The organism is Amycolatopsis sp. NPDC001319, from assembly GCF_042896185.1.
Taxonomy (GTDB): Bacteria; Actinomycetota; Actinomycetes; order Mycobacteriales; family Pseudonocardiaceae; genus Amycolatopsis.
Genome location: NZ_JBIAWY010000016.1, coordinates 65,881 through 86,608, shown reverse-complemented (window position 1 = coordinate 86,608; position 20,728 = coordinate 65,881). Strand labels below are relative to the sequence as shown.

Annotated in this window: 10 protein-coding genes and 3 pseudogenes; 3 read left to right on the top strand and 10 right to left on the bottom strand. The window is 69.6% G+C overall.

Annotation, left to right across the window (positions count from 1 at the left end; genetic code table 11):
• Positions 1 to 613: 613 nt before the first annotated feature.
• Positions 614 to 4,342, bottom strand: a complete 3,729-nt coding sequence (locus ACFY1H_RS41985; RefSeq protein WP_386955780.1) for a S8 family serine peptidase — start codon at positions 4,340 to 4,342, stop codon at positions 614 to 616.
• A 146-nt stretch (positions 4,343 to 4,488) separates the two neighbouring features.
• Here ACFY1H_RS41985 and ACFY1H_RS41980 point away from each other — a divergent pair, with 146 nt between their 5' ends.
• On the top strand, positions 4,489 to 7,335 hold the full coding sequence (locus tag ACFY1H_RS41980) for an AAA family ATPase (RefSeq protein ID WP_366585199.1): 2,847 nt from the start codon (positions 4,489 to 4,491) through the stop codon (positions 7,333 to 7,335).
• A gap of 48 nt (positions 7,336 to 7,383) precedes the next feature.
• Here ACFY1H_RS41980 and ACFY1H_RS41975 read toward each other — a convergent pair whose 3' ends face one another.
• A complete protein-coding gene (locus tag ACFY1H_RS41975) occupies positions 7,384 to 7,785 on the bottom strand; it encodes a hypothetical protein (RefSeq protein WP_386955779.1) in 402 nt (133 codons plus the stop codon).
• Between the two features lie 629 nt (positions 7,786 to 8,414).
• On the opposite strand from ACFY1H_RS41975, the pseudogene ACFY1H_RS41970 reads away from it, so the two are divergent.
• Positions 8,415 to 9,379 (top strand): annotated as a pseudogene (locus tag ACFY1H_RS41970) (IS481 family transposase).
• A gap of 758 nt (positions 9,380 to 10,137) precedes the next feature.
• Here the strand turns inward: ACFY1H_RS41970 and ACFY1H_RS41965 are convergent.
• From ACFY1H_RS41965 to ACFY1H_RS41955, 3 genes are all read right to left on the bottom strand, one after another.
• Positions 10,138 to 11,394 (bottom strand): RNA polymerase sigma factor, encoded by a 1,257-nt coding sequence (locus ACFY1H_RS41965; RefSeq protein WP_386955778.1) that lies wholly within the window; start codon positions 11,392 to 11,394, stop codon positions 10,138 to 10,140.
• A 16-nt stretch (positions 11,395 to 11,410) separates the two neighbouring features.
• A complete protein-coding gene (locus tag ACFY1H_RS41960) occupies positions 11,411 to 11,767 on the bottom strand; it encodes a YciI family protein (protein WP_364063046.1) in 357 nt (118 codons plus the stop codon).
• 662 nt (positions 11,768 to 12,429) lie between these two features.
• The gene (locus ACFY1H_RS41955; protein ID WP_386955853.1) at positions 12,430 to 12,588 is read right to left on the bottom strand and encodes a recombinase zinc beta ribbon domain-containing protein; all 159 of its coding nucleotides are present in this window, start codon (positions 12,586 to 12,588) and stop codon (positions 12,430 to 12,432) included.
• Positions 12,589 to 14,687: 2,099 nt separating this feature from the next.
• Between ACFY1H_RS41955 and ACFY1H_RS41950 the strand changes: the two genes are divergently transcribed.
• Entirely contained in the window at positions 14,688 to 15,863 is a 1,176-nt protein-coding gene (locus tag ACFY1H_RS41950; protein ID WP_366585251.1) for a serine hydrolase domain-containing protein, read from the top strand.
• A 48-nt stretch (positions 15,864 to 15,911) separates the two neighbouring features.
• Here ACFY1H_RS41950 and ACFY1H_RS41945 read toward each other — a convergent pair.
• The 5 genes and pseudogenes from ACFY1H_RS41945 to ACFY1H_RS41925 form a co-directional block, all read right to left on the bottom strand.
• Positions 15,912 to 16,853, bottom strand: a pseudogene (locus ACFY1H_RS41945) (nucleotidyltransferase family protein).
• Between the two features lie 273 nt (positions 16,854 to 17,126).
• Positions 17,127 to 17,828 (bottom strand): acetate uptake transporter, encoded by a 702-nt coding sequence (locus ACFY1H_RS41940; protein WP_366585253.1) that lies wholly within the window; start codon positions 17,826 to 17,828, stop codon positions 17,127 to 17,129.
• A gap of 70 nt (positions 17,829 to 17,898) precedes the next feature.
• A complete protein-coding gene (locus tag ACFY1H_RS41935; protein WP_386955777.1) occupies positions 17,899 to 18,915 on the bottom strand; it encodes an alpha/beta fold hydrolase in 1,017 nt (338 codons plus the stop codon).
• 239 nt (positions 18,916 to 19,154) lie between these two features.
• Positions 19,155 to 19,477, bottom strand: a pseudogene (locus ACFY1H_RS41930) (transposase); the annotation flags it as partial.
• 243 nt (positions 19,478 to 19,720) lie between these two features.
• Positions 19,721 to 20,656: an NADP-dependent oxidoreductase gene (locus tag ACFY1H_RS41925; RefSeq protein WP_386955852.1), complete on the bottom strand. Its 936-nt coding sequence runs from the start codon at positions 20,654 to 20,656 to the stop codon at positions 19,721 to 19,723.
• Between the last annotated feature and the right edge of the window lie 72 nt (positions 20,657 to 20,728).

Genomic DNA, 20,728 nt, shown 5'->3' with positions numbered 1-20,728 from the left:
CTCGGATCCCGGTGGTTCGGTGTCCGTCGTTGCCTACTCGTTGTTTGGTAGCGGCGGCCATTGGGTCGGTCACGGGCGCCGGTGTTGTCGAAGCGCAGTGGTTGTCAGCAGTCTGATGAAGATGGACGGTTCCCGCGTTCGCGCGTGGCTCTTCGCCTCAACTCGCCGACCAGCTCGTGGGCGACCGTGATCGGTCGCTGCGCCGGTGGCCCGCGAACCAGGTTCCGCACCACCCCGTCGGGCGGCGGCGCCTGGCCGGCGACTACCTGGGCCAGAGTCGACTCCGCCCAGGTGGGGCCAGTGTCCGTACCCACGGCCGACCCGCCGGCCCGGCAGGACGCCGCCATCTCGAGGACCGTCGTCGCCGTGTCCATTCACCCTTCACGAAGCTCAGTCCGGCGCCCGGTTTCCGAGCAGCGCCAGGACTGTCTTCTCTCGACGGCCAATCGCGCCAGAAAGTGTTTTCACCAAAGCGAATCAGGCCGAGCGTCCACCTCGGACACCCAGCCTGACGGAAACGCCCTGCCCGGAATGAGGATGCCGTACGCCGTGAAAGGCGCTTTCGGGTTGTCCAGCGTCCCGAAAGCGCCTTTCACGGCAGGTGATCAGCTGCTCATTGCTGCCAGGGGTCGACGTAGGCGATGGTGGTCATCTCCACCTCCACGCCGGTCTCGAGGCTGCCCGCCGTGGCGCTCTGGCCGGTCACGTAGAACCGGATGCCGTCCTTCTTCGTGGTCATGGCGATCGCGTGGGCGCCGTCCGGGCCGCCGGCCAGGCCGTCGTACCGGCCGAGCCATGTCTGCCTGCCGGTGGCCGCGTCGTAGGCGATCGTCACGTAGTCGCTGCCCGCGCCGCTATCCGCGCTCGTGCCGGTGATGACCACCTTCTTGCCGTCGGGTGTGACCACGATGCCCGATGACGTGTCGTCTTGGTGGGCCTTGCCGTCGAACCGCTGGAGCCACAGCCGCCTGCCGGTGCGCTCGTCGTAGGCGACCGTGGTCATGTCGAACCCGGTGCCTGCGCCCTCCGTGTTGCCCGTGACGTACACCCGGCCCTGGGAAGCCGTGATGGCGTACGGGTTGTCGGTGGCGTGTCCCGGGCCGTCGTAGTTGTCCGACCACCGCACGGCGCCGGTGCGGGTGTCGTACGCGATGGTCGTCAGGTCGACCGCCGTCGCGCCCTCGGTGCTCGCACCGGTCACGATGACCGAACGGCCGTCCTCCGACACCGTCATCGCGGACGGCATGTCGTAGCCGTGCGTCGGGCTGTCGTACCGGGCCACCCACTTCTGCTTGCCGGTGGCCGTGTCGTAGGCGACCGTGCCCCAGTCGTAGCCGGTCTCGGTCGGCCCCGGGCTCTGCCCGCTGACGAAGACCGTCCTGCCGTCCGGGGCCAGGGCGATCATCCGGGCGTCGTCGGTCGCCTTGCCCGCGCCGTCGTAGGTCGTGGCCCAGACCTGCCTGCCGGTGGTGGCGTCGTAGGCGGCGGTGAAGAAATCGTCGATGCCGTCGTCCGCGAGGGTCGTCATGCCCGTGACGTACACGCGCCTGCCGTCCTGGCTCACCACGATCCCGTTGCTCCAGGCCGTGAAGGCGCCCGGGCCGGTGTACCGCACCTCCCACTTCTGCCTGCCCGTCGCGGCGTCGTAGGCGATGGTGACGGCGTCGTTGCCGGTGGCGTCCGCGGCCGTGGCTCCCGTGACGTACAGCGTCCGCCCGTCCGGGCTCACCTGCATGTCGTGGGGCTCGGCGTACGTGCCTGCCGGGCCCGCGTACTTCGCCGACCACAGCTCGGCACCCGTCTTCGCGTCGTGGGCGACCGTGGCGATGCTCAGGTTGTACTGCCCGGGCGCCGAGCCGTAGTTGACGCCGGTCACGAAAACCCGCTTGCCGTCGGGCGCGAGGACGACCTGCTCACCCGAGTCCTGCACGCCCGCGACGCCGTGATCCGCGGTCCACGCCTGGGCGACCGGGCGGACCACCATCGGGATCCGTACCTTGTGCCGGGCGTCGCGCCAGGTCAGCTGGCCGGAGACGTACGTGTTGACGGCCGCGCTGGTCCGGGTGAACGTCACGGTGAACGACTTCGTCTCGCCTCCGCGCAGCGTGAGCCGGTCGGGCTTGACCTTCACCGACACGCCGGGCAGACCCGTCACCACCGGGGTGTACGTCGTCTGGTCGCGGCCGACGTTGGTCACCGAGCGCGTCACCGTCTGCGTGCCCGGCAAGCGCCCGATGGAGATTGACGGCGTGTTCAGGTCGCTGGGGTCGAACGACTTTCCCTTCTTCGCCTCGGCGTCGCAGGCGGTCTGGGTCACGCCTTTGGTGGTGTCGCACAGGAACGCGATCCAGTCGTCGGCGCCGCTGTCGAAGACCAGCCCCGGGTCCACGGCGCTGTTGGGCACGACGTGCCCGGCGCCCTGTGCGAACGCGACCGCCGGGTCGCTGCCCGGCCCGTCGAGGACATCGCTGCCGGTCGTCATCAGCGCCGACTTGACGGCCATCGGCGACCAGTCCGGGTGCCGCTGCTTGAGCAGCGCCGCGAGCCCGGCGACGTGCGGTGCCGACATCGACGTGCCGCTCATCAGGTTGAAGTCCAGGCCGCCCTGTCCCGGCGGCGCGACCGCGGCGAGGATGTCCTGCCCGGGTGCCGTGAGGTCGGGCTTGAGCAGGTCACCGCCCGCGGCCGTGGACGGCCCGCGCGAGGAGAACGCGGCGATGTACGGCGCGGGCGTGTTGTAGGAGATCGTGGCCGCCGAGACCGACGCCGTGGCACCGGGCGTGGCGGCGTACGCCTGGATCGCAGCCTGGTTCGTGGCCGTCAGGTGCACGGTCGGCACGGCGTGGACGTCGGCGACGAGCCCGTCGTCGTCCGGGGTCGTGTTGACGAGGATCATGCCGACGCCGCCGGCCTCCTTCACCGCGCGGCTCTTGTTGATGCGTGCGTTGTTGCCCCGCTCGCAGACGACGATCTTCCCCGTCACCTTGGCGGGGTCGAGCACGGGCGTGCCGCCGTTGTCGACCGCGGCGTAACAGAGCCTCGCGAGCTGGTCGCTGGCCGTCGACTGCCCGGTCGTGGCCGCTCCGGAGTAGACGAGCGGCGCCGGGCCGGCCGCGGTGGTCGCGAGTGACGCGCCGGTGTGGGTGGTGCCGTCGCCGAGGGTGGCGGTGGCGGTCGTGCTCCGGTTGTGGGTGCTCGCGGCGACCGTCGTCACCCACGGCGACGGGTGAGCGACCGTCGTGGCCGCCGGGCCGCTGTTTCCCGCGGAGGCCGAGACGAAGACCCCGGCCTCGGCCGCGGCGAGGAACGCGATCTCAATCGGGTCGAGCAGGTCGGTCGTGGTCCCCGAGACGGAGAAGTTGAGCACGTCGACACCGTCGGCCACGGCCTGGTCGATGGCGGCGACGATGTCGGAGGTGGCACCCGAGGCGGTCGAGCCGTCCTCGCTGGACCACAGCGCCTTGTAGGCGGCGATCCGGGCGCGCGGCGCCATGCCGGTGATCGCACCGAGCACGGACATCGGGCCGGTAGCCGCCACGCCGTGGTTGCCGCCCGCGGTCGAAGCGGTATGGGTGCCGTGCCCGTTGTAGTCACGCGGGGAGGGGAACTCCCACGGCATCGCGCTCGTGACACCCGCGTCGCCGCCCCACGCCGCGTCGAAGTGCCGCGCGGCGACGATCTTGCCTGTGCAGTCGTCCGGCTGCCACGAGGCGTTCGCGACCGTTTCGCACGTGCCGTGGAAGTCGCTCAGCGGCGCGTACATCTTCCCATCGGTGTCGGGGTTGGCGAAGCTCGCGCTGTCGGGCCAGATGCCGCTGTCGATCACGCCGATGACCAGGCCCTCGCCCGCGCCTTCCGGGCCCTGCAGCTGGTCCCACAGCCCGCCCGGCTTGTCCAGACCGAGGAAGCCGGCGGTCGACGAGGTCTGCGTGGTGACCTTCCGGTCGGCGGTGACCGCGACGACGTCGGGCATCGCCCGCAGCTGCGCGGCCTGCGCGCCGGTCAGGTCGGCCGCGAACCCGTCGAAGGAGTAGACGTAGGTGCTGCGCTTCTTCGCGCCCACCGCCCGCGCCGCCTGGTCCTGCCGGCCCCGGACGTGGTCGGCGTACTCCGCGACTTGCGCCGACCTGGGGTTGACCTTGCGGCCGCGAGCCGGCTTGGTCGGCGGCAGCCCGGCGACGCCACCGTCGTAGGCGACGACGGGATCCAGGGCCATCTGGACGATATAGGTCTGCCGCGCCGCGGCGGTGCCGGGTTCGGCCGCGGCGGCGACGGGCGTCACCGCCGACGCCACCACCGCGACCGCCACGGCGGCCGGCAGCCACCGCCGGGCTCTGGACATTGTGGACCGTTCCATCGCTCACCCTCCGCGTCGAGAATTTCGCTGACGCTAGCGACGGACCACCCGGGTGCCATCCGTACCGCACACGGAAGAATGGCGGTAACCTAGGCCGACCAGGGAGAACGCGGCATGAGTGAGGTTGGCGGATGATCTCGGGAGCGCCGACCACCAGGGCGGACCCGCCCGCCGGTGCACTGATCGGTCGGGCAGCGGAGCTGGCCCTGGCCCAGACGGCGATCACCGCCACCCCGTCGGTCTTGCTGATCGAGGGCGAGGCGGGGATCGGCAAGAGCCGCTTGGTCCGCGAGCTGCTCGCCCTGCCCCCGGCCGCCGAGCGCCGGGTCCTCGTCGGCCAGTGCGAACAGCTCCAGGAGCCGCTGCCGCTCTCGGCTCTCCTCGACGCGTTCCGGCAGGCGGGCCCGCTGACCGGCGGCGCGCTCAACCCGGTGATCGGCGCGCTGGCCCCGTTGTTGCCCGAGGTCGCCGCGTACCTGCCGCCGCCCCCGCCGCCGCTCTCCGACCCGGGCGCGGACCGGCACCGCGTGTTCCGCGCGGCCGTCGCTCTCCTCGACCGGGTCGGCCCTCTGCTGCTCGTGCTCGAGGACGTGCACTGGGCTGATCCCGTGACGCTGGACTTCCTCGCCTTCCTCGCCGCGCACCTCCCACCGGAGCTGGCGCTGATCATCACCGCGCGCACCGAGACCGGCCGGCTGCCGATCCGGGAGGCGCTGGCCCGCGCCCCGTCGGGTGCCGCCCGCGTCGTGGGCCTGCGCCCGCTCGACCGGGTCGAGGTCGCGCAGCTCGCCGGCGGGATCCTCGCCACGCCACCCGCGCCGGCCTTCGCCGAGCGGCTCTACGAGAAAACCGGCGGCATCCCCTTCGTGGTGGAGGAGGTGCTCCGCACCTATCTGGAGGAGCCGGGTGAGCTGTCGGGGCGGCCGGAGGCGCTCGACGACCTCGCGGTGCCGACCGTGCTGCGCGACGTGGTCCTGCAGCGCCTCTTCTCCCTCGGCAACGACGCCCGCGAGATCCTCGACGCGGCCGCCGTCACCGGTCTGGTGACCGATGACGCCCTGCTCGCCGAGGTGACCGGGCGCGACTCGGCCGGGATCGCAAACGCGCTCGCCCGCGCGCAGGAGGTCGGGCTCCTGCAGGAGGACAACCGGCACAGCAGGTTCCGGCACGCGCTCGCACGGCAGGTCGTGTACGAGTCGGTGCCCGCAGCGCGGCGGCGGTGGCTGCACCTGCGCACCGGTCGCGCGCTCGAGGCACGCCACGCCTCCCCTGCCCGGCTCGCGCACCACTACCTGCAGGCCGGTCACCACGCCGAGATGGTGGTCCACGCGGAGGCTGCGGCCGAGACCGCGCTCGCCCACGGCAACGACGCCACCGCCGCGCGGTTCCTGTTGACGGCGCTCGGCGCGGACGGAGTCGCGCAGGAGCTCCGGGTCCGGCTCGCGGTGAAGCTCGGCCGGGCCGCCGTCGACGGGCTCGCACACGCCGAGGCGCTGCCGATCGTCGACCGGCTGCTGGCCACCGAGCGGCTGCCCGTCGCGGTCCGGGGCGAGCTGCGGTTCGCGCACGGCCGCCTGCTCCGGCAATCCGGCGACGCCCGAGCCGGTCACTTGGAGATCGAGCGTGCCGTCGAGGATCTCGCGGACGAGCCCGCCCTTCTCGGGCGCGCACTCGCCGTCCTGGCCGCGCCCGAGACCGTCACGGGCAGGCACGTCCACGAGCACCTCGCCCGCTGCGACGAGGCGGCGGTGGCGGCGCGCCGCAGCGGTGACCGCGGTGTCGACGTTGCCGTGCGGATCACGCGGGCGGGCCTGTTGATGGAGCTGGGCCGGCCGGACGGCTGGCCGCTGGTCGACGAGCTGCTCGGTGGCGACGGCCTGTCCGCCCGCGAGCGGGCCCGCGCGTGCCTGAACTGGGCGCAGGGGGCGCTGCACGCGGGCCGTCTGGACCACGCGGAGGCGTTGCTCGCGGAGGGGCGGCGGGTCGCCGACCACGCGGAGTACCTGCGGGTAGCGGTGGTGCTCGACCTGGTGACGGCAGCGGTTGACCACGCGGCGGGCCGGTGGGACGGCCTGCTGGACCGGGTCCGGCTGATCGGCGGCACCCACGCCGCGTTCGGGGCAGCGGCGCTGGATTCGCGGCTGCTCCGGGGTTCGCTGCTCGCGGCGATCGGGCCGGCGGAGGAGGCTGCGGAGTGCTTCGGCGAGGTCATCGCCGTCGCGGAGCGGGTCGGGGCCGTGTGGCCGCTCATCTCGGCACGGACCGCCATGGCGCGGCTGCTGCTGACGCTGGACGACGCAGGCGGCGCCGCCGAGCACGCCCGGGCCGCGATCACCCAGGTCCGCGCGAAGGGGAACTGGGTGTGGGGTGGTGAGGCCGTGCTGTGCCTGGCGGAGGCGCTGGGCCGGGCAGCTGAGGTCGCGGCCGTCGTCGACGAGCTGGCGGCGGGTCTCGACCAGACCGACGCACCCCGCGCGCGGGGTGCTCTCCTTGCCGCACAGGCAATCCTGGCCCCCGACGGCGAGACCGGCCGGCTCCTCGACGAGGCCCGCGTCGTCACGGCGGGCGCGGGCTTGAGCTACGAGGAGGCGCAGGCCGCCGAACGGCTGGGGCTGTTGCGCTGCGGGCACGGGGACCCGCGTGGCGGCGCGGACCTGGAGGCCGCGTTGCGACGGTACGGCGCGCTGCACGCCACCCGTGACATCGCCCGCGTCTGCCGCGCGATGCGGCTGCACAACGTGCCGATCCCCTATCCGTGGCGAGGCGGGCGGCCCGCGCTCGGGCAGACGCTGTCGGCGCAGGAGCACCGCGTGGCCGCCCTCGCGGCGGCGGGCCGGACGAACCGGGAGATCGCGACCGAGCTGTTCCTGTCCCGCCGCACGGTCGAGAGCCACGTCTCGAGCGCGCTGCGCAAGCTCGGTTGCTCGTCCCGCAAGGACCTGGCGGGCCCTCTCCTCGACGACTCCAAGCCCGCGTGACGCGGAAGGCCGGGCCCGCGGGGTGGGCCTGGCCTGCGTTCCGCGAACTCAGTGCGGTGCGGCGAAGAACGCCTGGATGTCGCCGACCACGACCTCGGGCACCTCGTGCGATGCGAAGTGGCCGCCTTTCTCGAACCGGCTCCGGTGCACGATGTTGGAGTCATCCCGCTCCGCGAAGGTCTGGCTCGTGCTTGACACGGACGCCCGCGCGTACGAGCCGGCAACTGGGCCGACCGGATCAAGCCCCTGCCGGGCTTCGACGAGCAACAGCTGCAGAAAGAACCGCCAGGCGGTATCGGCGAGCCCGAGCCGTCCGACCACGCGCTGGGCCGGTCGAGGGGAGGCTGGACGACCAAGCTGCATCTGGCCATCGTGATGCGCCCCGGGTCTGGTGCAGGCCTCGTGCGGGTCCTTGCTGGCTTTCCAGGTCTTCGTGGCCTGCCAGGACACGCCCTCCGCGCGCAGGATCTGCCGGACGGTCTCGGTGCTCGCCTTGATCCAGGCGTGTTCGGCGAGGTAGCCGACCAGTTTGGCCAGGCTCCAGTGGTGAACGGCAGTCCCAGCTCAGTCGGTTTGCAGGCGGCGATGCGGCAGATCTGCTCCCGGGCGGCCGGCCCGAATTTAGCTGGTCGGCCGCCCCTCCATTTTGGGGACAACGCCGCGAACCCGGAGTCGTTGAACGCGTGGATCACCTCCCGCACATAGCCCTCGGTCGCGGCGAACATCACCGCGATCTCACCTGCGGACCGGCCTTGCGACGAGGCCAGCACGATCCCGGACCGCCGCAGACGCACCCGATCCCGGGTCGATCTCGTGATCTTGACCAGCCGCTGGGCCTCTTCCAGCTCCAGGGACCGCGCGAACACCTCCGGCTGACGTGCCATGGCTCATCTCCACCGGCCAGCCTCACTCTCACCAGTCCCGATGTCCAGGCGACACGGTTACCACGTCAACGTTCCTTGACGAGGCACTAGTTTGTATTTGGCCAGGACGTTGGTTGCGGGTGGTCTTGGTTGACATGGGGAGAGCCTCCGGTTGGGGTGTGGTTTGTCTAGGACCCACTCCAACCGGAGGCTCTCGTGTCTCACCGTAATGCCCGGACCACGGTTGTGGGCAGGCTGCTGATCGTCCAACGTCACCGGGCGGGATGGCCGCAGGCGCATATCGCGGCCGCGATGGGGATCTCCCGTAAATGCGTGAAAACCTGGCTGGACCGATACGCCGCGGAGGGCGAGCCCGGTCTTCGCGACCGGTCCTCGCGCCCGCATTCCTCGCCGCGGCGGACCAGCGAGGAGACCGAGCGCCGGATCGTGCACCTGCGCCGGAGCCAGCGCCGTGGACCGGACTGGCTGGGAGCCGCGCTGGGGGTGCCGACGAGGACAGTGTCGCGGGTGCTGGCCCGCAACAATATCCCGCGGTTGTCCGCGCTCGATCCGATCACCGGCGAGGTGATCCGGGCCGGCAAAACCACCGCGGTGCGCTACGAACGGGACCGGCCGGGCGAGCTGGTCCACATGGACGTGAAGAAGATCGGCCGCATTCCTGACGGCGGCGGCTGGCGAGCACACGGCCGCGCGAACCAGGACGCCACCCGTGACCGCAGCGTCAGGATCGGGTTCGACTACGTCCACTCCTTGGTCGACGACCACAGCCGGCTGGCCTACTCCGAGATCCTCCCGGACGAGAAGGGCCCGACCTGCGCAGCGTTCTTCGCCCGGGCGATCACCTACTTCGCCGGCCACGGCTTCACCCGCATCGAGCGGCTGATGACCGACAACGCCTGGGCCTACCGCTGGTCCCTGCGCCAGGTCTGCGCCAAAAACGGCATCCGGTAGAAGTTCATCAAACCCCACTGCCCTGGCAGAACGGGAAAGTCGAGCGCCTCAACCGCACCCTGCAAACCGAATGGGCCTACCGGCAGGCCTTCACCAGCAACACCGAACGCACCGCAGCCCTTGCCCCCTGGATCGAGCACTACAACACTCAACGCCGCCACAGCGCACTCGGCGGACACCCACCCACCAGCCGACTGCCACCAACCTGATGGCCAAATACAACTAGTGCCGCGGCCGTTTGCGTGGGCGGACGTACATGTACACAAGGAGACCTGCTCTCGCCCGATCAGCCTAAGGAAAGCGTTGTGGTTAGCGAGCAAGATCGTCCTCGGACACACAGCTTGGTCTCTGACCAGCGAATTCTCTTGCGGCTGCGAGTTCTTAGGTGTGAACATGCTGGTCAGAGGCGTTGGGGGTACAAGTCCCTCAGGGATACGCTCGCTAGCCACACGCGCCTGGTGAGCGACCCGACAGAGTCGTTCGAGGCCACTGCAGCCAGTGGCGAATCCAGCTTCGGGCACGTGCATGTGAAACCTGGGCGTCGCAGGCATATCGACCGACGCCGCGGTCGACTCCGCGGAACTCATTGCAGTTGTCTTCAAGGACGTTACGGCGGGGCTCTGGACCAACGGGACCATCTCCGCTTGGTGGAGCCCATCGATTCAGGAGTTCCGCGACCTGACGGCGGTGAGTGGCAGCCGCCTGAAAGCTCACCGACGACCCTCGCGAAAGGCTTGGGTCATGGAACACCCGGAAGGTGAGCAGGCCACGTCAGCAGATCGCAGCCGCCGCTCGGCCCGCGGTTCACCGACTGGCGACCACGGGATTGATCAGGGCAAGCAGACCGGCGACGTGCGTGGTCGGCCGGCTCCTCACAGTGGGAACTTGTCAACTCCCCAGTTCCCGAGGCTGGCACCACCACGTGTGTCCAGGTGTGCCGGACACTGAGCCCGCGCCGCTCACTGGATCAGTCGAGATGGAGCGCGACTTCTTCGCGCCGTCTGAGCAGGAAGGCGCGTTCCACCTCGTTGTCGGTCATCGTCAGGGCCTCCTCGTATGACAGGGCTGCTTCGGGCCACCGGCCGAGGCGGCGCAGGAAGTCGGCGCGGGCCGCGCTCAGGTAGGCGTGGGTGCCCAGCGTGGGTTCGTCCAGCAGGGGCGCGAGCGCGGCGAGGCCGGCCTCCGGACCGTCTCGGAATCCGATGGCGATGGCCCAGTTGAGGTCGACGACCGCGGACGGCCACAAACGGCGCAGCACCTCGTACAGCCCGACTATCTCCACCCAGTCGGTGTCCTCCCAGGTCGCCGCCTCCGCGTGCACCGCGGCGATCGCGGCCTGGACCGAGTACCTCGTCGGCCCCGTACGCCGCAACGACTGGGTCAGCAGGGCCGTGCCCTCCTCGATCTGCAGCGCATCCCACCGTCGCCGGTCCTGGTCGGCGAGCAGGACCAGCGCCCCGTCCCCGGAGATCCGGGTGTCCCGGCGGGCGTCGGTGAGCAGCAGCAACGCCAGCAGGCCGGCGACATCGGTGTTGCCGGGCAGCAGCTGGTGCAGGGTGCGGGCGAGGTGGAGGGCACCGTCGACGAGGTCCCGCCGTACGAGCTGGTTGCCGACCGGCGTGACGTGGCCGGTGGTGAAGACGAGGTGCACGACGTCGAGAACGGAGTCCACACGTCGGGGAAGGTCACCGGGGTCGGGCATCCGATAGGGGATCCGAGCACCGCTGATCTTCCTCTTCGCCCGCGTGATCCGCGCCGCCATCGCTGCGTCCTGCACCAAGAAGGCCCGAGCCACTTCGGTCGTGGACAGCCCGCACACCAGTCGCAGGGTCAGTGCCACCTGGGCATCGCGAGACAGCGTCGGGTGACAACAGGTGAAAATGAGCCGCAGCCGGTCGTCGCCGACGGCTTGCGGGTCCGCCCTGTCCTCCGGCCCGGTCACGATGTCGTCCGTGACAAGCAACGGCAACGCGGAGCGCAGGACCGACTCCCGCCGCAGCAGGTCCTTCGCCCGGTTGCGCGCGACACTGGTCAACCACGCGCCCGGCCGGGCGGGCACTCCGCTCACCGTCCACTTCCGCAGAGCCTGGGTGTACGCGTCCTGGACGCACTCCTCGGCAAGGTCGAGATCGCGCACGACACGCACCGTCGCGGCGAGCACTCTGGCCCACTCGCGACGGTGCGCCTGCGCGACCGCCTCCGTGACGTCGACGTTCCCGGTCAAGGCGCGCCGATCCGGTCTAGTCCGGCTCGTTGATCGGCCGGATCTCGACCCCGCTGTGCGCGACCCTGAGCTCGGGCAGCCGCTCGGCGAGTTTGACCGCAGCGTCCAGGTCGGGTGCTTCCACCACGTAGTAGCCGCCGAGCACTTCCTTGGACTCGAGGAACGGTCCGTCGGTCGGCGTCGGTCGGCCACTCACGCTGCCGCGCAGGCTCGTCGCGGTCGCCGTCGGCAGAAGCTCGTGGCCGGAGATGACCGCGGCACCGGCTGCGGCGTTGAACGCGGCATGCCCGGCTTCGACCTCCGCCCTCTCCTGCGCGGAGCCCGCTTCCCAGATCTGCTCGTCCCCATAGATGAGGAGCAGGTACTTCGCCATCTCACGCATCCCATCGGTTCGGGGCCTCCGTTCGGCCCGTCTGTTTCTACGACGAACGAACCAGCCACGAATCGATGCTCCGCCGCTCTCCCGGTCGACTTTATCCGTGCGAGACCACGGCTCAGGTTCACGGCGCGCCCGGCGATCGCATCGCCAGTGTGTTCGTGTACCCGCACGCCCCTCGGCATCACCGCCGCGTCCCCCCACCCGAGGACCTTCCACACCGCGTACCCGCAGCCCTCGTGCGACGTCAGGTGCGAGCACGCTGCGCACAGCAGCGCGCACATGGTGGTTGCGCCATCCAGGTCGGCGTTCCCGCTGTCGGGCCCAACGGACTGCCAAATCCCTATCTGCGTGCGAGCGTGCTCAACGGACGCAACCGGATATCATCTCAGCACCTGGAGGCGTGTGGCTAACGTGCAAGATCGTCACGGACACTCAATTACCCCACAGAGCCGCATGCCGCGGCGAGGTCAGAGTAACAGGAACTGCCCTCCGGTGGTTTCGGCTGTTGCGGCATGTATGCGTGGTGGGCCACAAGGTTTGATTTCACGCGTGGGACCGCCGTACATGATTGTCAGGTGACCCGACCTCAAGTAGTCCGCGATCGCGGAAGTGTCGTGGCCCAACTCTTCGGCAAACCGGGCGCGAAGGTCGTTTAGTTAGCGGTCTTCGCGGACGTAGACGTTCTTTGCAAGCCCTTGTGGGCGGTTGCGGGCGCTGGTGCGACCGTGGCGGCAGCGGTAGCCGGGTCGGCCGTTCGCCCAGCGCGACTCCAGTCGGCGGCCACAGAGCGGACATTGCACGAGGCCGGCCAGCATGTACGTCCTGGTGTCGCCGTGCCGTGTGGTTCTGGCCGCACGCATGCCCTGGACCGCCAGGAACGTTGCCTCGTCCACGAGAGCTGGAACCCATATGGTGGTCGGCCGCCGAGGAACCTCCCTTGAACGGTGGTCTGCGTATGCATAGCTGCCAGCACGCGGTGCTGCGCTCGCAACACCTCGCGACGCGACTGGGACCCGAGCGGTCGTCGAGGTTTACCGGACCGTCCGCTTCGGGGAGCCACAGTTCGATACCTTGCACCCACAGCGCGGTCAGCACCGCGCCGAACTGAACTCCGTAGCACGCTCACTCGTACTCCCCGATGACGACAGCATCGAACGAACGGTTCGGCTGCCGCGCAGCTGCCATCAGCTGTGCCGCGGCCGGCCGTTCGGACCACGGCAGCCGACGCGAACATCATTCGTCGAAGTACTCCGCCACGATCACGCCGTGCCCTCGGATCGTCTCGTCGGCGACCTCCCGCTGCCAGCCCAACGACGTCGTCCGATCCTGGAACTCGACCGTGGACATCCGCCCGTAAAACGCGAACCTCAGCCCACGGCCTCCCACGGTTTGCTGGCGACATCGGGCACCGGCCCGACGCGGAGACACCGCGCCTGTCGGGGTGGCTGGTAGGGCGGTAGTGATCATCGTGCACCTCGGTGCTTGAGGCGGATCCGGGTCGAGGACGGAACGCTGTTACCCGGTACCGATGACGAGTTGGGGCTGATCTGCACCCGAACGGACGCATTGCCGCTCGCCTCCAGATGCAAGGGGGGCAGCGCCCGCGTCTAGTACTGCACGGGCAGTTGGCGGGTCGTGGCACACCGCCGGTTCAGCGAAAACCTGCGTACCCTCGCTCGCGCCGAAGAGGCTGTTGCCCACTTCACCGCCTCCATCGACAGCTGGGCCGGGCCGACGCACTCGAACTGCAGGCCCTGGTACTGGGCGACCTCGGTGACCCAGACGCCGCGACCGCGCGGCTACGCGCGGCGCTTGAGCTCAGCGGTGGCCGCGATGAGCAGACCACCGCGCGTCTGCGCGCCGAGATCGCGGTAACCGAACGGTCGGCCCGGGGCGGGCCACGTCAGTGACGTGGGAGTGCGCTGCCGACCTTTTGCCGATAGAGGTCGGACCCCCGGGTGGTGAGGAGTTATTCACCCCGGGTTTTTCAACGGTGCGCAGTGGAGCGACCTCGGCTCTGAGGACGTGCTCGCCGTCGACCGGTTCCCGCTGCCGTGTGTGTGGGCTTCCGGTTCGCCGAGGTCGCCCGGCGCCACGGCGACTTCGCGCTCGCCGGCGTCGTGATCCGGGTCCGGGTGTCCGGTGGGCAGGTGGGCAGGTGGAGGAGGCCGTGATGACGGCCTTCGGTGTGTCCGATCGAGCGGTCACTCGCGATGTCACCGCGATGCCGGAGGCGACGCGGGTGCTCTCGGTGAACCGGCGGCGGCGCTCGGCGGCGAGCTTGTCGACACCGCCGAGAACCCGCACGGCTCGCCCGCCTACCGGCGCCGGCTGCTGTCCGCGCCGGGTGCGCGGGAGCTGGCGCGCGCGTACCGTTTCGCCACGAGGGGAAAGCGGTGATGACACTTCCTCGCCCGGTCCGGGCGGAGTTCACCAAGCACGTCGGCGACGACCGCTACCGCGGCCGGGCGCGGGTGGCAGTCGGCCCGATCCGGCTCTCGTTCGCTGGGATCGAGCACGCGGCCGAACGTGACGCCGGCGCACACAGGCTCCGCGTCTTCGGCCAGGGCGAGGACGCTGGTGGCGGCCGGACGCAGGCCGACATCGTGCTGGTCGCCGAGGACCAGCCGGGCGGGGGGCGGCTGCGGGCCACCACTGCCTTTACCTCACCGGGCGGATCGCCCAGTTCGGCCGGGCACTCTCCGGCGACGTCAGCCGGCGGATGTTCGAGCAGTTCGCGGGTGGCGGTGGAGAAGACCGCGGTTCCGCGGGGCACCCGTCGCCCCGCGCGGAACCCCGAGCGCCATCGTCCTGGTGGCAGGCACGCTCCGTTCGCGAGCGCGCAATTGGTGGCGGCGCATCCGTGGCCGTCGTTCCGGCAGGACCCACAACACGTGATGAGGAGACCTCAACGGTGAGCTCGACTTCGACGATCGACACCTCGGCTATGGACCGAGTGCTACGAGACGCGGTCGGCGCTGGGCACGCGCCCAACGTCGTCGCCGTCGCGGGGGATCGTGACGGCATCATTTACGAAGGCGCGGCCGGACCTCGTGCCGCGGAGGCGCCGGAGCCGGTCTCGGCCGACTCGCACTTCCGGATCATGTCCATGACCAAGATGGTGGGCACCGTGGCCGCGCTGCAGCTGCGCGACCGCGGCGCGCTCGACTTCAACGCCCCCATCGACACCTACCGGCCCGAGTTCGCCGATGTCCAGGTGCTGGAGGGTTTCGACGGCGAAAACCCGGTGCTGCGCGCGCCCGCGAGCCGTGCGACTGTCGCGCAGCTGGTGACGCACACGAGCGGCCTGAGCTACTGGTTCTGGAACGACGACATCGTCAAGTGGGAGCGGGCAACCGGCACGCCGAACGTGCTGGCCGGCAAAACCGTGATCTTCCACGCGCCGATGGTGGCTGACCCGGGTACGACATTCGAGTACGGCATCAACACCGACTGGCTCGGCCGGGTCGTCGAGGCCGCGTCCGGCAAGTCGCTGGACGTCTACTTCAAGGAGAACATCACCGGCCCGCTCGGCATGGCGGAGACGACGTTCGTCCCGAGCGCCGAGCAGCGGGCCAACCTGGTGCCCGTCCACGTGCAGGGTGAGGACGGCACGTGGGCGGTCACGGAGATCGACCTGCCCACCGAGCCCGAGTACTACACCGCCGGCCACGGGCTCTACTCCACGCCCCGCGACTACCTGAAGTTCCAGCGCATGTTGCTCGGCGGCGGCACGCTCGACGGGGTCGAGGTGCTTCGGAAGTCCACTGTGGACGAGGCGTTCACCAACCAGGTGGGCGAGATCGAGTTTCCGGCGCACATCCCGACCGCGGACCCGGCTACGACGCACGAGCTCGACCTCGGCCCGGGCCTCAAGTGGGGCTGGGGCCTGGTGCTCACCACGGCGCAGCAGCCGGGCATGCGCGCACCCGGCAGCGGTGCGTGGGCAGGGTTGTGCAACACGCACTTCTGGGTCGACCCGGCCAGCGGCATCACCGGCGCGATCTACTCGCAGTCGCTGCCGTTCGTCCCGCCGGGGCAGCTACAGATGTACGCAGATTTCGAGCGGGCGCTCTACGCCTCGCTCTGAACCCGGCGAGAACCGTGAAGGGTGCTCTTCCCGTTGCGGGAGCGCCCTTCACGGCGTTTCACGCCTTCTCGGGTTCAAGACCGGACGCGCCGCTCGGTGAACATCGTGCCGTCCGCCGGTGCCGGGCTCGGCTTCGAGCCGAGGAAACCCAGCAGGATCCAAATTGGCGTCGGATAGTCGAGCGGGAACGGCGCGTCGGCCGCACCGCCCGGCCACACCGCCGCACTCAGCCATTACGAAAGACGACTCGCCGCCGAACTCGACCAAACCGCCGCCCGGCACCCCACCAAAGCTGGGTTGAAGCGGCACGCCGGGCGGCAGCCAACCAACTCGGACCCCGTGGTGAGAGATAGCGGTCACAAGTGACAGATATAAGCTCGGGCCACTGGCGGAGCCAGCGACTGGCTTTGGCCTCGTAGACGGCACGCGGTGCCAGCACGGGATTCGGGCGGATGAAGTCGCAGTCACGCTAGCGCTCAAGGGGTGCGCATAAGGGGAAAACGGCCGCAGGTTCCTAACGCGACCTTCCGCAACTCGAAATTTCTCTGCACTTGTCAACTGACTGCAACGGTGAGGGACGAGGTTGAACACGTCGGACAGCCCGTGCGGGGCGTAGACGCGCCAGCGGCCGCCTGATTCGAGGCGGACCCCCAGACGGCACGTGGTCGCGGCGAAGGAGCCGATCGCGTCCTCGGTGGACAAGTGGGCAGGACATGGCGTCCCGAACTTCTCCTCGTACTGGAGATGGACACGCGCCTCGTTGCGGATTTCCACCTCGATCGGGATGTCGGCGAAGACATGCTTCGCTGACTGGATCACCGCATCCTCCGCCTCCCAGGACAGATCGGTGGCGTCGAATTAGAACAGGTCGTAGTCCTTGATGCCGTCACCTGGGGCCTGGCTGGTGACCGCGTTCCAGAGGGTCTGGAACAGACAGCCCGCCGTCAGATACCAGCCGGGTAATCCCAGCGACGCCGACCGGGACAGCACCTCCGTCAGCACGTCGTTGCGCGAGAGCACCTCTTGGAAGGCGTCGAGTTGTTCGTTGAGAGGCAGTTGGCTGATCACCGTCTATATGCCTACCACCTGCATTGCTGGACACGGGCGAGCGTCAACGAGCGGACGGCATGCCGAGCCCGACCGGCGCGACGCGTGCCAGGCGCTTGGTCTCCTCCCGCTTCGGGCTGATGCCCTGGCCGCCGCGGAAATCTCGGAGGCCAGGACCGGCCCACCGGAGGGTTCCAGTTGTCGCTCGCGGTCCACTCAGGCCGAGTGCGCCGCCCGCCTGCCCGGCCAGATCGGCAGCAGGCCCCGCCCGCTGATGTCGTTGAGAACGATGGCTGAGCACAGGTAGAACGCGACGAAGGAGTCCAGGAGGCCAACCCAGCCACCGGCCTTGGTCAGTGCGATCGCGGTGGCTCCCGATCCGACGAGGTTGGCGAGGCCCAGCAGTAGGTAAACCACGACCAGCAACACGAACGCGGCGAACGCTGGTGCGTTGACCACCCGTGCCCCCACGGCGAGCATCGCGGTAAACAATGCCCACACGATCAGGTAAGCTCCGAACATGCGGGCGAAGTTCGCTGCTCCCGCCGTGTCGGTGATCATCGGTGCGTAGAACTGCACGATCAGCGCCGTGGTGAACAGGAAGCAGGCATACGCCGAACAGAACGTCGCGCCGAACAGGTTGTTGCCGCGGAACTCCCAGATCCCGCCGACGAGCATGGCAAGCGCGCCTGTGCCCATCGCGACGGGAACGAACATCGTGGCCGTCCGCTGGTCCACGACACCTGTGTTGGCCAACGACAGAATCGTCAGCGAGAATCCGAACCCCGCCAGCGCGAGTGGCACCCCGCTGGCTGTGGGGGCGAAGGCGGTCGTGGCGGGCTCACCCATCCGCGGCGGCGGCACTTCCGGGGCGGTTCCCGGAGGAGTGGTTCGTTGTGCATATTCTGCGCTGGTCATGATGCTACCTCCAGCTGCGCAGGACTGCTCTCGACACGGACCGGGTAGAACCGCGCCGAGGCCAGGCCGATCAGACTTCCGTGGCGAGCAGTTCCTTGAGGCCGTTGTCGATGAACCGGGTGTCTTCCTGGTTGAGGCCGCCACCGGCGAAATGTCCCCACGCTCCCGGGATGACGCGCAGCTCCGCCCGGTGCATGTGCTTGACCTCCCACTCGTTGTCCTCGGGCGGGAAGTACAGGTCCTGCTGCGCCGGCATCACGATCGCGGGCGACCGGATCGCGCCGAGTGCGTCCTCGAGGCTGCGCTTTCCCGGCGTGTTGCCGATGTCGGCGTGCTGCCAGGTCCACAGCATAGCCAGGAGGTTGTTCGCGTCGCGCTTGAGGAACAGGCCCTCCCAGAAGGCCACGAGGAAGTCCTCCAGGGACGCGTAGCCCAGTGGCTCGCGCTCGTAGATCTTCTCCCGGTAGAACTGCTGGCAGAAGCCCCACCCGGCGTAGACCCGCGCCAGGGCGCGAAGCCCGATGTCGGGTTGCTTGTCGTACCGGCCGCCGTTGTAGGCCGCGTCCGCGGTCAGCGCCGTCCTGACCCCTTCCAGGAACACGAAGTTGTGCAGGCTGGTCTTCGCCGATCCGCAGAATGGCAGGATCCGCTTGACCATGTCGGGGAAGCTGACCGCCCACTGGTAGGTCTGCCCGGCGCCCATCGACCAGCCGGTGACCAACTCCAGTGTTGCGATTCCGAAGCGCTCGGTCACCAGCCGGTGCTGGAACTGAACGTTGTCATACATTGTCACCCGCGGAAACGACGCACGGTCATGCGGCGCGGGCGTGTTGCTCGGCGACGAGGACAGCCCGTTGCCCAGCATATTCGGAATGATGATGAAGTATCTCGCCGGATCGAGCGCCATCCCCTCGCCGATCAGCCATTCATTGTCGTAGTGCTGCCCGGAATACCACGTTGGGTACACGATCGCATTACTCTTGTCACCGTTGAGCTCGCCGTACGTCTTGTACGCGAGCTTGGCATCGCTGAGTGTGGCGCCTTCTTGTAACCGGACGGTACCAAGGTCGAATATTTCGTAATCCACGAGAGCCTCCCCGCCGGTTTCTCCGGCTGCGCCCTCCTCGTGGTTCTACAGTACGCCGCCACCGGGTAGGCGATGCGTGCTGGCCGAACTGTATCGCGCCAGTTCCCGCCTCGGCCGACCAGCGCTGATACCGGTGGGACGGCCGTTCGCTACGTCCAGCGGACGGCTGAGATCCTGATCGTCGACGATGCCACCCGCGATGACCGCTTCGCCCGTGACCCGTACCTCGCCGGCCTGGACTGCCGCGGCACCCCGGCCGAGCGCGTGCCCTTCTTCAGAAAGCGGTGTCGTCCACGATCAGCACCCCACCGGGCTCGCCGAGATGCTCGACCACGTAGTCGCCCAGATCGTCGCGGACGCCGTCGATGTCCCAATCCGCCCAGCGCAGCAGCCGTTGCATCCCGTCCGGCGAGATCTCGCCGGCCTGCTCGGCCAGCGTCCACCCGTTCTTCCGCTCCAACCCCGCGACCAGCCCGGACACCTACTCCCGCGCACGCGCCCGCGGGTCCGACGGCGCGAACCGGCCCCCGATCCGCTCATGCACCCGATCCAGCTGATCCATCACCACACCGACCACCACCACGATGATCTACCACACCACCACCAACTGCCGTTGCAGTACTAGGTCTGTGATCCGGCCGGGGTGATTGTCACGTCGCCCATTTTGCGCGAGCGCGATTCGCGTGGATCGCGATCGACGACACTCGCTCAATGCGCATGAGAGTGCGTCCCAGCCTGCGCCATGGGGGAGACCCCGCGCTCGTGATGGCCGGCGGACGCCGCGGCTTGCTGTTCGGGATTCGGCTCACCGCGGCTCGGCGATCTGGAGGACGATCTTGCCGCCGGGGTGTTGTGATTGGCTCAGTTCGATGGCTTCGCGCCAGTCGGGGAGGGGGATGGTGCGGGCGACGGGGATACCGAAGCGGCCCTGGGCCGCGAGTTGGGCGCACGCCTCGACGACGTCGTAGCGGTGGCCGAGTGGTCCTTCGGTGAACGCGTCGCGGGCGCCGGACTCGCGTGCCTGGGCCAGGTTGCTGATGGTCAGGACGTGCTGGGGGTCGGTGACCGTGCGGAGGAGTTCCGGGAGGGTGGCGTCGTCGGGTGGTGAGACGTCGAGGACGACGTCGACGGGGCCGCCTGCCAGCTCGCGTATCCGCTCGGCCATGCCCTTGCCGTAGGGGGTGACCTCGGCTCCGGTGGCGCGCAGGGCTGCGGTGTGGGTGGGGCCGGCGGTGGTGAGCACCCGTGCCCCGGTCCGGCGGGCGAGTTGCACGGCGGCGAAGCCGGTGGTGGTGCCGCCTCCGCTGACGAGCAGGGTCGTGTCGGAGATGATGCGGAGCAGGTCCAGGCCGAGTTGCGCGGTGTCCACGGCCATGGGCAGTGCGGCGGCGGCCGCTGGATCGAGGGCGGGTGGCCGCGGGAACCAGATGTCGAGCAACGCGTGGTCTGCGGCGCCCGCGGTCGGTCCGGTGAACGGGGCAGGACCGAACACCGCGTCCCCGGGCTGGACGCCCGTCACGTTGTCGCCGATGGCGTCGACGGTGCCGGCGACCTCGAGCCCAACTCCGCGGGGCAGGTCGCCGGGGTACAGGCCCTGGCACAGGGCCAGGTCTGCGGGGTTGATCGTGCAGACCTCCACGGCGACCCGGATCTGCCCCGGGGCCGGTCGGGGCTGCTCGACCTCCTCGAGCCGCAGGACGTCGAGGGCCTCACCGGTGTGGTGGAAACGCAGAGCGCGCATGGCGATCTCCTGGTCGGGATCCGAGTGACAGCAGATGCTGTCATCACTCGACGGTAGCACAGTGACGACAGG